A 12,710-nucleotide genomic window follows, 5' to 3' on the forward strand; every position below is an offset into this window, starting at 1 on the left:
TCCCGCAAGCGGGAGAGGGAGCAAACCAGCTGCGGGCTGGCGCAATGCGTTCTCAAGTCAGCACATTCAAAAACGCCTCGTTCAGCTTGCGGTCGTGATAGAAAATCGCCTTGCCCAGCTCGTTGTCCGTCCACGTGATCGTCGGCTTGTCCGGATAGTGGATATAGCCACCGGAAAACACCTCGTTCCGGTTTCCCGAAGGATCGAAGAAGTAGATCGTCGCCCCGCGCGTGATCCCATGCCGCGTCGGCCCGATATCCAGCGACACGTCCTTCTTGGAAATAATGTCCGCCGCCTTCAGCACCTCGCTCCAGTTGTCGAGCAGGAACGACGCATGGTGGAAGCGGTTCTTCTCCGGGTGCCGGATGAAGGCCACGTCATGCGCCTTGTTCGAGCATGTCAGGAAGGCACCGATCAGCACCTCGCCGTCCGGCCCGGCCACCACCTGCTCCGCCAGCGAGAACCCCAGCACATCGCGGAACAGCTTCACCGTGCCGTCGACATCGTCGCCATACAGCAGGCAGTGGTCGAAGCGGCTGGGCGCCATGCCGCGCAGGTCGTCCGGCCAGGGATCCGGGTTGAGGTCTCCGGTCTTGCAGCCGGGCTTGTCCTTGTCCGCGAACAGCTCCATCGCATGGCCGGTGGGAATCGTGAAGCGGAAGCGCACGCCGGTGTGCGGATGCTCGCCCGCGGCGATCCACTGGCATTCGGTGGCCAGCCCCGACTGCTCCACCTCCTGCGCCAGCCGCTCCAGCGTGCGGCCGCTGTCGACGCGAAAACCCATGTAGTCCATGCCCGGGCTGTCGGACTCGCGCAGCACCACGCTGTGGTGGTCGTGCTCGTCCCACGCCTTCAGGAACACGCGGCCGTGCTCGTCGCGGGCGGTTTCGATCAGGCCGAGGACCTCGGTGTAGTGCTTTACCGCCGGTTCCAGCTCCAGCACGCGCAGGGCCACATGCCCCGGGCGCAATACGCCAGTCAATGCCATGTCTGTCTCCTTGTGTGTGTCTTCACTGCTTGGTCATGCGTGATTGCTTTTGCCGGCATGCCGCTCCAGGCAGCGCTGCAGCAGCGCCACCGGGCGCAGCCGGATATCGCTGTCGGGATAGGTCTTGCAGGCGAGCACCAGTCCGTCGCGCTGCTCCGACTCGGACAGGCAGGTGCGGCTCATCTTGCCCACGTGGTAGTGCCCGGCCTCAATACGCACCTTGCACACACCGCAGCCGCCACCGCGGCAGCCGGCGGGAATGCCACGCTGGCCCAGCACTTCCATGGCCCGCAACAGGTTCTGCTCCGGCGCGCATGCGTAGCGCTGGCCGCTGCCGGCGATTTCGACGGTATGCATGCAGGGCCCTCCCCGATCAGATCTTGAACAGCGGGCTGCGCGCGCTGTTCTGCGCATCGCCCGCGGACAGGAACTTCTCTGTGTGGATATCCGCCTCGAACAGGCGTCCCTGCATCAACGTGCGGATGCAGGCCTCGATCATCGGCGGCGGCCCGCACAGGTAAGCCTTGTGGCCGCGGAAGTCGGCGCTGCCGTCCTTTGCGTAGAGCTGGTGCAGCACGTCATGCACGTAGCCGCGCGCGCCGTCCCAGCCGCTGCCGGCGGGCTCGTCCGACAGCGCCGGCACGTAGCGGAAGTTTGCATGCGCCTGCGCCAGCGCGTGGAACTCGTCGTCGTAGTACAGCTCATCACGGTTGCGCGCGCCCTGCACCAGCGTGATCGGCAGCGTTTCGCCGGCGGCGAGCAGGTCGAGGATCATCGAGCGCGGGCTGGACAGGCCCGAGCCGCCGGCCAGGAACAGCATCGGCACCTGCGCCGACTTGCGCACGAAGAAGCGCCCGTACGGGGCCGAGAAGCGCAGTTCGCTGCCTACGGCCAGCTGCTCGTGCAGCCATGTGGTGGCGGGCCCGCCGGGCACGCGGCGCACATGCAGCTCGACCAGTTCATCGCCGGGCTTGCTGGCAAGCGAGAAGGCACGGGGCTGGTCGCAGCCCGGCACCTGCAGGTTCAGGTACTGGCCGGCCTGGAACGCGGTGCGCTGGCCGTCCTTCGGCTTCAGCCAGATGCCGAGGATGGTCGGCGTCAGCGCGCGTGGCCACCACCTCGGCGCGGTAGTCGGCCAGCGGCAGGCCTTCGGCGTCGGCGTCTTCCTCGATATCGGCTTCGATCACGAGGTCTGACTGCGCGGTGGCGCAGCAGGCCAGGCACTGCCCGTTGTCGCGCTCGAAGTCCATCAGCGCGAAGCCGGAGGCATCGCCCTGGTCGACCTCGCCGTCGACCACCTGCACCTTGCAGGTGGCGCACAGGCCATGGCAGCAGGCATGCGGCAGCCACACGCCGTTGCGCAGGCAGGCATCGAGCACGGTCTGCCCCGGCGCGATGGGAATGGTCTGGCCGATCGGTTCAATGGTCAGCGAATACATCTCGGTCTCCTTGCTTGCCAACCGCGCATCAGCTGCCGCTGCCGCCGATGCCATCCAGCCCTGGTGTGCGGAAGCGGATCACGTCCTTGTGGCCCAGGCCGTTCTCTGCCAGCGTGCGGTCCAGGTCGGGCTGCCACGGCTGGCCGCCGCGCAGCCACTGCACCGCGCTCCAGTCGATGCGGGCGAAGTCCGGGTGATAGCCGTAGACGCCAGGAAGCACGTCCTGCACCACCGCGCGCAGCGGCATCGACGGCGCAAACGGGAAGCAGTGCGGCGCGCAGAACAGCAGGTGGCCGTCCCAGCCGATATAGAGCAGGCGGTTGCCGTGGAACGCGTCTTCGCGGTCGGCCGGCGCGAAGGTGTAGTCGCCGATGGATACGACGGGCATGGTTGTCTCCTTGTCTGTGATGCGTCGCTCAGGCGGCCGGCGCGATGCCCTTCCAGGCATTCCAGTTGCGCTGGTCCTGCGAGCCTTCGAAGTCGAGGTTGTCGGCGCCCTGATTGATGCGGTACCACTGCAGCACCTCAGGCAGCGTGGCGCCGCCGCAATTGCCCTGGTAGATCTGGTGCACCGGCAGCCAGGCCTGCGCGTACTTGCCCGGCTCGTCGTCGAAGATGTCCTTGCAGCCGTCGGAGCAGAAGTGGAACTTCATGCCGTGGTAGCTGCTTTCGCGGTAGCAGGTCTGGGTGGGGTCGTCCGCTTCGGAGAACACCATCGGGATCTGGCAGGTCTGGCACAGCATCGGCAGCGTGGCGTTGTAGAAGCGCCCGCCGGCCTGCTGCCGATCCTGCCAGTGGTCCAGGCGCGGCTTGTAGTAGCGCTCGAAGGTCTGGGGGTATTTCTCGGCCAGCCACGCCATCTCGTCGGCCTTCGGGATCCAGGTGTGGAAGCCCGCCGCGGCCGCGTAGTTGTAGAAAGTGCCCCACGCCTCGTGCGTGATGCGGTCCTTGGTCCTGGTGGCGACCTCGTGGTACTTGGGCATGCGCAGCCCGTAGCGCTCCAGGTCCTTGAACAGCGCGCCGCCGGCCTGCTCGAAGTACATCTCCCACGCCTCGGCCCACGACATCACGCGCTTGGGCAGCATGTAGTCCATCATCATCCCGACCAGCGTCAGCAGGCGGAAGCCGCGCCAGAACCATTTGTCCAGCCACTTCTGCAAGATCGGGATGTTGCCGGGGTCCTGCTCGCACAGGAACTTGACCACCTCCAGCCCCAGCGTCATGTGGCGCGACTCGTCCGACTGCGCCGAGAAGCCGAAGGTCACGGTGGCCATGTCGCCGTTGTACGCCGCGCCCGACATGAACGGCATGAACAGCAGGTTGGTCAGCACGTATTCGAACGAGAACGAGATCGCGGTGATGAACTCGAACGGCCCCGCGCTCATTGCGTCTTCAAAGTAGGACTTGGGCACCGACAGGTACCAGACCCGGTCGTGCATATGGCGCCATTCGCCGAAGCCGTGGAAGTACTTGTTGTAGACCGACAGCGTATGCAGCTGGGTCTGCGCGTGGCGCAGTTCGTCGATCGACTGCATCTGCGCCGCCACTCGCGCGCCGGCGCCGCGAAAGTGCCGGCCCAGGTGGGCATAGCCGCGGTGCGCGGCATATTCGAGCGGCGTCACGCCGGTCAGGAACAACCGCAGCGCGTTCAGGTAGCGCGGGTCGGATACGTTGAGGTGGCCGTTGTTCTGCACGAACGAGTCGATGATCGCGTACAGCTTGCGCTCCTTCTCCGACTGGTATTTCCAGTAGGCGTCCATGGTCATGCGGAACGGGTCTTCCCACTTGTCCCAGTCGTGGATCTTGATCCCTTCGTACTTGTCGAAAGGAAAGACCTGGTCCATCGGCTCGTAGGTCGTTTCCCAGGCGAGGTCGCGCGTCATCGAGGCGTACTTCTCGCGCAGGTTGAGCTTCTTGCGTGCGTCCATGATGTCTCCGTGTTGTCCTGTATGCGTGGGGTCAGGCGTTCCAGCGCAGCGTGAAGGCGTCTTCGTCTTCGTCGATGTTTCCGCACAGCGAGATCAGGTTGAGGTGGATCTCCTGCAGGTCCCAGTCGCGGCCGAGCTTGCCAGCGACCAGCTCGCGCACGATGGTCAGGTGGCCGGGGGCGTCGATCTTGACCATGGCCGGGAACTGCGAGACCACGGCGTGCGGGTTGGCTTCGGTGATGGCGTCGATGATGGGGCGGGTGTCGTCGTTGTTCTGCAGGGCGATGTAGACGTTGGCAGCGGTCGTCATGGCGGGTCTCCTTCTTTGCAGTCAGGCAGCAAGGCCGAGCTTGTTCAGGCGGACTTCAAACTGTTCGCGGCACAACGCCACCATCTGGGCACCGTCGGCTCCGGTCAGTGCGTTGGCAACTGGGACCAGCGCTTCGGCTACCTGCGCCGCGGCGGCGTGCGCCCAGCCGGACAGCAGCGCGCGGTTCGCGTCGGACTCCGCGGCGGCGGCCTGGATCACCGCATCGACCCAGCGCGCATGCTCGTCGCGCCAGTCATTCATGAACTCGGTCAGCACGGCGAGGCCGGTGCCGCAGGCGCGCACGATGACCGCGTCGGCGTGCTGGTAGACCAGCGGGTAGAGCAGCCCGTCGAGCACCAGGTTCTGCGCGACAAAGGTCTCGAACCAGTCATCGGTGACGAAGCTGTGTTCGACATAACGGCGCAGCGGCTGCCACGCCGCGCCTTCCAGCCACGCCACTCTCGCGCGCTCCAGCGCCACGCCGGTATTGCCGTCGAGCAGCATGCCGATGCGCGACAGGTACTGCGCGATGCCGAGGCGATCCATCGCGCAGTAGGTGCAGGCCTGCGTGATCGCCGTGCCCCAGCCATAGTCGGCGCAATAGAAGTTGTTCATGTTCGCGCCCCACTCCACGTGGCGCAGCGGCAACAGGCCCGTGGCCAGGCGCTCCTGCCATTCAGCCGGCAACGCCTGCAGCAGGCCGCGCTTCTCGACGAAGGCGAAGTTCTTCTCGGCGGCATCCTGCTGGCGGCCGCGCGTGGTCACGTAGGCGCCGTAGTAGTACTGGCGCGGATCCTTTAGCGCGTACCAGTCCTGCATCACGATGGCGGTGCGGCGCTTGTCGTACAGCTCGAAGCCGGGGTCCCAGGTGGGGCGGTAGTGGAAGTTGACCTCCGACTGCACGTCGTAGGTCGCCTCCTGGTAGCGCGACGCGGGCTTGTCGCCGAAGCGGCGCGCCACGTGGCCGTAGGTCTGGCGCAGCGGCTGGATCTGCTGGGTCTTGATATCGACTTGCATCGCTTGGTCTCCTGTGTCCCTCTCTTGTGGTGCGGTGGGTGGGGTTGGTTCTGTCAGGCTTCGTCTTGCTGCGGGGCTTCTGCCAGCGGCGGCAGGAAGCGCACGCGGTTGACGCAGCAGAAGGCTTCGAACATCGGCTCTGGCATGATCAGTTCGACGTTGAGGTCGGGGTCGGCCACGCTGAAGGCGAATTGCACGAAGCCTTCCGGAGTACGGCCTTCGACGCGGACGTAGCGCGGCGTGGCTTCGAACAAGGGGACCGATGGGGTGGTCATGGCAGGCTCCTTCGCAATGGCTTGGGGTGCGGGGGTTATTGCGAAGACTGTGCCAAGGGCTTGGAAGGCTGGTGGGATAAGGGATTGCGGGGGATGGGCGTGGCTTGCGTCGGCGTTAACCCGCAGGCGCTGGCGTTGTGGCGATCATTCGATTGATCAAGCTGGGGGGAGTGTTTGATCAAATGATCAAAAGCCGCTTGGGGTGGGCGATTGCGGGTAGCGGGGGTATTGGGCGTGTTTGCCTTGCGGCGCAGCAGCTAGTTACACGGTTGTGCCTTTAAGTTGCTGATGTGACAGGGGAAATGCAGTGAGGCAGTGCAGCATTGCGCTACCGCGGGAACTGACAGGATGGACTGGGGATGGATTAAATGGTGAAGCCAGGTTTTGCTGTGCCTGACGGCTCGGCATCTGGCGGATACTTGATGCGCCCGGTTCCGCCCTAAAGGGCGGGTAACTCTTTGTCCGAGCGACAAAGAGTCACCAGAAAGCGCATTACTGTCCTGGGCGGACGGCCACTCTTATCGTAGTGGGCTGGGGCTTTCGTACGGGGCTTGGCTTCGTTGCAGGGCAGGACTGCCTGACGCCCTGGTGCGCCACGGTGGCTGGGATTGATTCGATTTTTGAACGAGCCCAGAGCTGTTGGGTGGCCCCTGCTGCTGGCGGCGTGGTAGGAACGCCTGCGGCTGCGCTGCGCGCGGGTCCTAGTTGGTTTGCTGGGCTTGGCGATATGGCTATCGCTAATGAGAATCCGGGGCCCGGTCTGAGGGAATTGGCTGGATGCACTTCGTGGAGGCTCCGGCCCTCTCCCCCGGCCCCTCTCCCGCAAGCGGACGAGGGGAGCGAGCAATGGGTAGGGATGCGCCTGTGGGCTCATCGGCGATAGCGCCAAGCGAGCGCAGCGACGCGTTCGTGCCGGAGCTCCTGACCTGAGATGCTGCCGGCGCGCAGCGCAGCCGTAGGCGTCCCCGCGTTGACGCCAGCAGCAGGCGGCCACCCAACAGCTCTGGGCTCGTTCAACAATGGCGTCAATCCCGAGCCACGGTGGCGCGCCAAGGCGTCAGGCAGTCCTGCCCTGCAACGAAGCCAAGCCCCGTACGAAAGCCGTTGCCCACTACGATAAGAGTGGCCGCCCGCAGGGCAGTTAACGCGCTTTTGGTTACTTTTGCCGCTCGGGCAAAAGTGACTCGCCCCTTTAGGGGCGAAACCAGGGCATATCAAATAGCTACCAGATGCCGAGCCGAAGGGATTAAAGCAATTTCAATTCCCCCCTCTCCTAATCTTCCACCGATAAGCCAACTGCGGCCGCGTAATCCCCAACAACCGCGCCGCCTGACTCATATTCCCATCCGTCCGCTGCATCGCAGCCTCCATCAACACCGTCTCCACATCCCCCAGCGCCAGCTGCTGCTCCGACAACTGGTCAAGCAACGCATGCACAGCCGCCTCACGCAGTTCGGGCAGCGTCCCGCCAGCACCAAGGCGTGGTGCGGTATCCACCGGCGGCGCAGCGCTTGCCGGCAGGAACAAATGATCCGCACCAATCTGCCCCCCATTGCTTGCAAGAATCACTCCCCGCTCAATCACATTCTCCAGTTCCCGCACATTCCCCGGCCAGTCATAGCGCCGCAGCTCCGCCAGCGCCCGATCGGTAATGCCAAGGATGCGCTTCCCATGGCGCGCGCCATAGCGCGCCAGAAAGCGTTCCGCCAGCAAACGAATATCATCCAGCCGCTCCCGCAACGGCGGAATCGTCACCGGATACACATTGAGCCGGTAATACAGATCCTTGCGGAAGGTGCCTTCCCTGACCGCCTGCGCCAGGTCGACATTAGTCGCGGCCACCAGCCGCACATCGACCTTGCGCGATCCCGAGCCGCCCACGCGCTCGACCTCTCCCTCCTGCAGCACGCGCAGCAGCTTGGACTGCGCCGATGCCGACAACTCCCCCAGCTCGTCCAGGAACAGCGTGCCGCCGTGCGCGCGCTCGAAACGGCCGGGCCGCGACTGGTGCGCGCCGGTGAAGGCGCCCTTCTCCACGCCGAACAGCTCCGACTCGATCAGCTCGTCCGGGATCGCCGCGCAGTTGACCGCGACAAAAGGCTTGTCAGCGCGGCCACTGACGCTGTGCAGCGCCTGCGCAAAGCGCTCCTTGCCCACGCCGGTCTCGCCCAGCAGCAGCACCGTCACGTTGCTGGCCGCGGCGCGCTGCAGCAGGTTCCATGCGGCACGGAAGCCAGGCGAGCTGCCGACCAGGTCGGCCGGCGTCGCGCGCGTTTCTTGCAGCGCGCGCAGGTTCTCGACCTCGCTCTGCAGCGCCATGATGGTTTCGATCACGGGATCCGGCTGGTACAGCGCCAGCACCTGCTGCCCGTCTTCCCAGGCCTCGACCGGCTTGCCGACGATGCGGCAGTGCGCATGGCCGCAGGCAATGCACTCCACCTCGCGATAGAGGATGGTGCGGCCCATCAGCGCCGAAGTGTAGCCGGTGGCATAGCCGATCTGCATCCAGCAGGCGGGCTCGTCGACAATACCGAACAGTTGCCGGTGCACGTCGCCCTCGAACGAGTCTTCCCACAGGAATTCGCCGTCGTAGATGCCGGCGGCGATATCGATATCGACCTTGACCGGCGTGACGCGGACCACGCCCTCGATGGTATGCAGGCACGGCCCGATCTCGAGCTGGCCGAAATCGCTCTGGCCGGCGCGCAGCTTCTTCGCGACCTCGGCATCGCGCATGCCGGAATGGAAGCCCATGCGCATAAACAGGCCGCGCGCGCGCTCCATGCCCATGGTGTCGACCAGCTCCTTGCGCAGCGCGCCAAGCGCCGCGGTGTGGATCAGGATCATGCGCTGCTCGTCGAGCCAGATCGCGCCTTCCTCCATGGCAAAGCGCAGCCGGCGCGCAAGGTCGGCCAGCCCGGCGCGCATGGTCGCCGAGAACTTGTCGGTTGAACTGCTCATTGTCTCCCCTCTGTGGCGGCGGGTAACCCGCTCGCGTGTGCCGTTTCACCGGCATCGCTTGCACATTATGTGCCAAAGGCAGAGGGGGTTTCTAGTGGATTTCCCTTGGAGAAACGGCCGTGCTCAGGCCCGGCAAAGCACCGCGGGCGCTTACGGTGGGACGCCGGCCCGCCACGGCCGGCGCTATATTGCGGGCCGGTCCCGGCATTACGCCAGCATCCGCACCTGCGGCTCGCGGTCCCACTGCCGCGTCTTGGCGGCCGCGATAAAGCGCGCGGTATCGCCGGCCGGCACCACCCCGTTATCGGGCTTGAGGTTGGCCTGCGCCAGCAGCGCATCGCCGCCGGCATCGGCCGCGATGGCTTTCAGGTGCGCGTAGGCAAAGCAGACGAAGTCCAGCGCCGCGCTTTCCTGCGCCAGCTGCGCCGCGCCGTCGGCGGACAGCACCACCGCCACCGCGTCGAACATCACGGATGGGGTGCCGGCAAGCTGCCCGTCGGCGGCCAGCCTGGAGCCGTCGGCCATTACCGCGCCGCCCACCTTGGGCGCGACGATCCTGACCGTGGCGCCGGCGGTGGCCGCAGCCTGCCGGATCGCCTCGACGGTCGCGCCATCGGAGCCATCGGCAACCAGGATGCCAACCTCGCGCCCCTGCAGCGTGTCTTTCATGCGGTCGATGATCTGCAGCGCCGGTGACGGCGGCAGGTCCTGCACCGGTGCGGCGGTGGGCAGCGGATCGGGCACCCGGTCCAGCGCCAGGCCGTCGGCGACGCGCCGGCCCAGGCCTTCGTCGATATTGCGCAGGTGCGCCACCATGCGCTCGCGCACGTGCACATGCTCGACCTTGGACAGCTCGAACACCAGCGCCGAGGCGATATGCGCCTGTTCTGCGCGGTTCTGGCTGCGAAAGAACATGCGCGCCTGGCTGTAGTGGTCGGCAAAGCTCTCGGCGCGGATGCGGCCCTTGTCGCCCTGCTCGGGCACGCGCGCGTTCGGGAAGCCGAGGTCCGGCGCCTCGCGCGGCGATGCGTCGTCGAGCGAGCTGGGATCATAGGCCACGCGTCCGCGCGGCACCTCCATCTGCATCTTGCCGTCGCGCTGGTGGTGGGCGAACGGGCACTTGGGCGCGTTGACCGGGATCTGGTGGAAGTTCGGCGAGCCCAGCCGCAGCAGCTGCGTGTCAAGATAGGAGAACAGCCGCCCCTGCAGCAGCGGGTCGTTGGAGAAATCCACGCCCGGCACGATATTGGCCGGGCAGAAGGCCACCTGCTCGGTCTCGGCAAAGAAGTTGTCGGGCCAGCGGTCGAGCACCATGCGGCCGACGATCTTCAGCGGTACCGTCTCTTCCGGGATGATCTTGGTGGGATCGAGGTGGTCGAACGGAAATTTCGCCGCGTCGTCCTCGGTAAAGAGCTGCACGCCCAGTTCCCATTCAGGGAAGTTGCCCGACTGGATCGCGTTGAACAGGTCGCGGCGATGGAAGTCGGGATCGGCGCCGGCGATCTTGACCGCCTCGTCCCACACGGTCGACTGCAAGCCCAGCCTGGGCCGCCAGTGAAACTTGACGAAGGTGGAGTTGCCCTGCCCGTCGAGCAGCCGGAAGCTATGCACGCCAAAGCCTTCGATCATGCGCAGCGAGCGCGGGATGGTGCGGTCCGACATGATCCACATCACCATGTGCATCGACTCGGGCGTAAGCGAGATGAAATCCCAGAAGGTGTCGTGCGCGCTGGCCGATTGCGGGAAGCCCCGGTCCGGCTCCATCTTGACGGAGTGGACCACGTCCGGGAATTTCATCGCGTCCTGGATAAAGAACACCGGGATGTTGTTGCCGACCAGGTCCCAGTTGCCTTCCTTGGTATAGAACTTGACCGCGAAGCCGCGCACGTCGCGCGGCGTGTCGACCGAACCCGCACCGCCGGCCACGGTGGAAAAGCGGGTAAAGACCGGCGTTTTCTCGCCGACTTCGGTCAGCATCCTGGCGGTGGTGAAAGCCGCGAGCGACTCGGTCAGCTCGAAGTAGCCATGCGCGGCCGAGCCGCGTGCGTGGACGATCCGCTCCGGGATGCGCTCATGGTCGAAGTGTGTAATTTTTTCGCGCAGGATGAAATCTTCGAGCAAAGTCGGGCCGCGCGGATTTGCCCTGAGCGAGTTCTGGTTGTCCGGAATGGGAATGCCCTGCGCGGTGGTCAGCGGCGGATGGCTGCTGCCGGCAGTCTGGTGCAGTTCGCCGCCGGTGCCGCGCCGGGCGTCGCCGTAGCCCGCCGGCGTGCCTGCTGCCGCCTGGCCTGCAGCGTTGTTTGCCCTGGGCCTTGCCTGTTTGTCGGCCATATCGATCTCCTTGCGCTGGGTAGTTGGAGGACGGGAGGAATGGGAACCTTCGCGATCGGTGCTCGCTATCGGCTGGATAGCCGATATCTATTGAGTGCTTTACGCCGATCACAAGACCATCCAACCGCCAGCAATTGCCGCGCCTGGCGATACAGAACGTCCGGTTGCAAGACCAAGGAGACCAAATGTGCTTCGCGTCAGGCTTCTGACTGGCAAAAAAAAACCGGCTCGCAGGCAGCGATGCCTGCGTGCCGGCGTGTGGAAGGGCCTAATGCAGGTCAGGCGCTCCGGCCTGGCGCTGCATTTGAGCGAGCACTACGGCGACGCCACGCCGGGATCGACGGTGTTCGTGCCGATGCAGGACATCGATGCGCTGCAGCGCGAACTGGCGGCGAAGGACTATGCGTATGCGCGCCCCGGTATCGAGACGCTCGGCTGGGGAAGGCAATTGCAGGTAGCGGATCCGTTCGGCAACCGGTTGCGCTTCTGCGAGCAGCCGGAATAGGCGCGAGCCTTCGCTACGCCCGCTAGTCTGCATCCCCGGCACCGATCGCGCCGCTGGCCATGACCTGCTCCATGCTCAGCTGCGCGATGCCCTGGTCGTAGCGGGCGCCATTGCCGCCTAGCACCCCGGTGGCCTGCCGCGCGACCTTGAGCAACGTTGCCACTGCCGCGTACATCGTCGGCGCCGCGGCAAGCCTCTGCTTCGGGCCCGACAAGGTCAGCGCGCCCACCAGCTCGCCGGTGGCGCCGAACACCGGCACCGAGGCCGAGGCGGTCTCGGCATCGCGCTCGCCATACGACACCGCCCATAGCCGCGCCCGCACTTCGCCCCATCGCTCGTCGCCGGGTTCGGTGAAAGCGCGCAGCACCTTGCCCGAGGCGCCGCGGTCGATCGGGAAGGCATCGCCGACGCCGATCGAGACGCGCACGGCGCGCGCCGGCTCGACGCGGTAGAGCACGAGGCGCTGCTCGCCCTGGCGCACGTAGAACGATGAGGTTTCGCCCAGTTCGCGGCTGACCTGCTCGAGCAGCGGCTCGATCACCGGACCGACGCGAAACGAGCGCTGGTAGATCGCCGCCAGCCGCAGCGGCTGCGGCCCGATCGCATACTGGCCGTCGTCGAGCTTGCGGATATAGCCGCCATGCTCCAGCGCCGCCAGCAGGCGCAGCACGGTGCTCTTGTACAGGTCGGTGCGGCGCGACAGTTCGGTCAGCGACAGGCGCTCGTCGGTCGGCCCGAAGGCGCCGAGGATGGCGAAGGCGCGGTCCAGTACAGCGACGCCGCTGGAGGTATCGGGGGCGCCGGCAGGTTGGGCGGGTTGGTTGTCTTCCATGGGCAAAGCGGTCGAAGTTCTGTCTAGTAGAACACAAATCCTAGAATTCTCGAAATTCGCGGGTATACCCGGATTAGTTTCGCTGCCGGACGGCATTAAAGTTCTTTTCCGTAGAACCATGTTC

10 protein-coding genes and 2 pseudogenes are annotated in these 12,710 nt (G+C 65.6%); 1 reads left to right on the plus strand and 11 read right to left on the minus strand.

Annotation, left to right across the window (positions count from 1 at the left end):
- Positions 1-52: 52 nt before the first annotated feature.
- The 10 genes and pseudogenes from IPF36_RS10925 to IPF36_RS10970 all read right to left on the minus strand — a co-directional run bounded on the left by IPF36_RS10925 (position 53) and on the right by IPF36_RS10970 (position 11,249).
- A complete protein-coding gene (locus IPF36_RS10925; RefSeq protein ID WP_133094764.1) occupies positions 53-988 on the minus strand; it encodes a catechol 2,3-dioxygenase in 936 nt (311 codons plus the stop codon).
- 33 nt (positions 989-1,021) lie between these two features.
- Positions 1,022-1,345 (minus strand): 2Fe-2S iron-sulfur cluster binding domain-containing protein, encoded by a 324-nt coding sequence (locus IPF36_RS10930; protein WP_133094763.1) that lies wholly within the window; start codon positions 1,343-1,345, stop codon positions 1,022-1,024.
- 16 nt (positions 1,346-1,361) lie between these two features.
- Positions 1,362-2,427 (minus strand): annotated as a pseudogene (locus IPF36_RS10935) (NADH:ubiquinone reductase (Na(+)-transporting) subunit F).
- A 28-nt stretch (positions 2,428-2,455) separates the two neighbouring features.
- Positions 2,456-2,815, minus strand: coding sequence for a phenol hydroxylase subunit P4 (locus IPF36_RS10940; protein ID WP_133094761.1), 360 nt, complete (start codon positions 2,813-2,815; stop codon positions 2,456-2,458).
- A 28-nt stretch (positions 2,816-2,843) separates the two neighbouring features.
- Entirely contained in the window at positions 2,844-4,355 is a 1,512-nt protein-coding gene (locus tag IPF36_RS10945) for an aromatic/alkene/methane monooxygenase hydroxylase/oxygenase subunit alpha (protein ID WP_135703551.1), read from the minus strand.
- A 31-nt stretch (positions 4,356-4,386) separates the two neighbouring features.
- Positions 4,387-4,665, minus strand: a complete 279-nt coding sequence (locus IPF36_RS10950) for an MmoB/DmpM family protein (protein WP_133094759.1) — start codon at positions 4,663-4,665, stop codon at positions 4,387-4,389.
- A 21-nt stretch (positions 4,666-4,686) separates the two neighbouring features.
- On the minus strand, positions 4,687-5,682 hold the full coding sequence (locus tag IPF36_RS10955; protein ID WP_133094758.1) for an aromatic/alkene monooxygenase hydroxylase subunit beta: 996 nt from the start codon (positions 5,680-5,682) through the stop codon (positions 4,687-4,689).
- 53 nt (positions 5,683-5,735) lie between these two features.
- A complete protein-coding gene (locus tag IPF36_RS10960; protein ID WP_133094757.1) occupies positions 5,736-5,957 on the minus strand; it encodes a phenol hydroxylase subunit in 222 nt (73 codons plus the stop codon).
- A 1,257-nt stretch (positions 5,958-7,214) separates the two neighbouring features.
- Positions 7,215-8,918: a phenol degradation transcriptional regulator PoxR gene (gene poxR / locus IPF36_RS10965; protein ID WP_135703550.1), complete on the minus strand. Its 1,704-nt coding sequence runs from the start codon at positions 8,916-8,918 to the stop codon at positions 7,215-7,217.
- A 207-nt stretch (positions 8,919-9,125) separates the two neighbouring features.
- Entirely contained in the window at positions 9,126-11,249 is a 2,124-nt protein-coding gene (locus tag IPF36_RS10970; RefSeq protein ID WP_135703549.1) for a catalase, read from the minus strand.
- Positions 11,250-11,523: 274 nt separating this feature from the next.
- On the opposite strand from IPF36_RS10970, the pseudogene IPF36_RS10975 reads away from it, so the two are divergent.
- Positions 11,524-11,754: pseudogene (locus tag IPF36_RS10975) on the plus strand (glyoxalase superfamily protein); the annotation flags it as partial.
- 22 nt (positions 11,755-11,776) lie between these two features.
- Here the strand turns inward: IPF36_RS10975 and IPF36_RS10980 are convergent.
- The gene (locus IPF36_RS10980) at positions 11,777-12,586 is read right to left on the minus strand and encodes an IclR family transcriptional regulator (RefSeq protein WP_133093346.1); all 810 of its coding nucleotides are present in this window, start codon (positions 12,584-12,586) and stop codon (positions 11,777-11,779) included.
- Positions 12,587-12,710 lie beyond the last annotated feature (124 nt).

This window comes from Cupriavidus sp. IK-TO18, from assembly GCF_015549295.1.
GTDB lineage: Bacteria > Pseudomonadota > Gammaproteobacteria > Burkholderiales > Burkholderiaceae > Cupriavidus > Cupriavidus oxalaticus_A.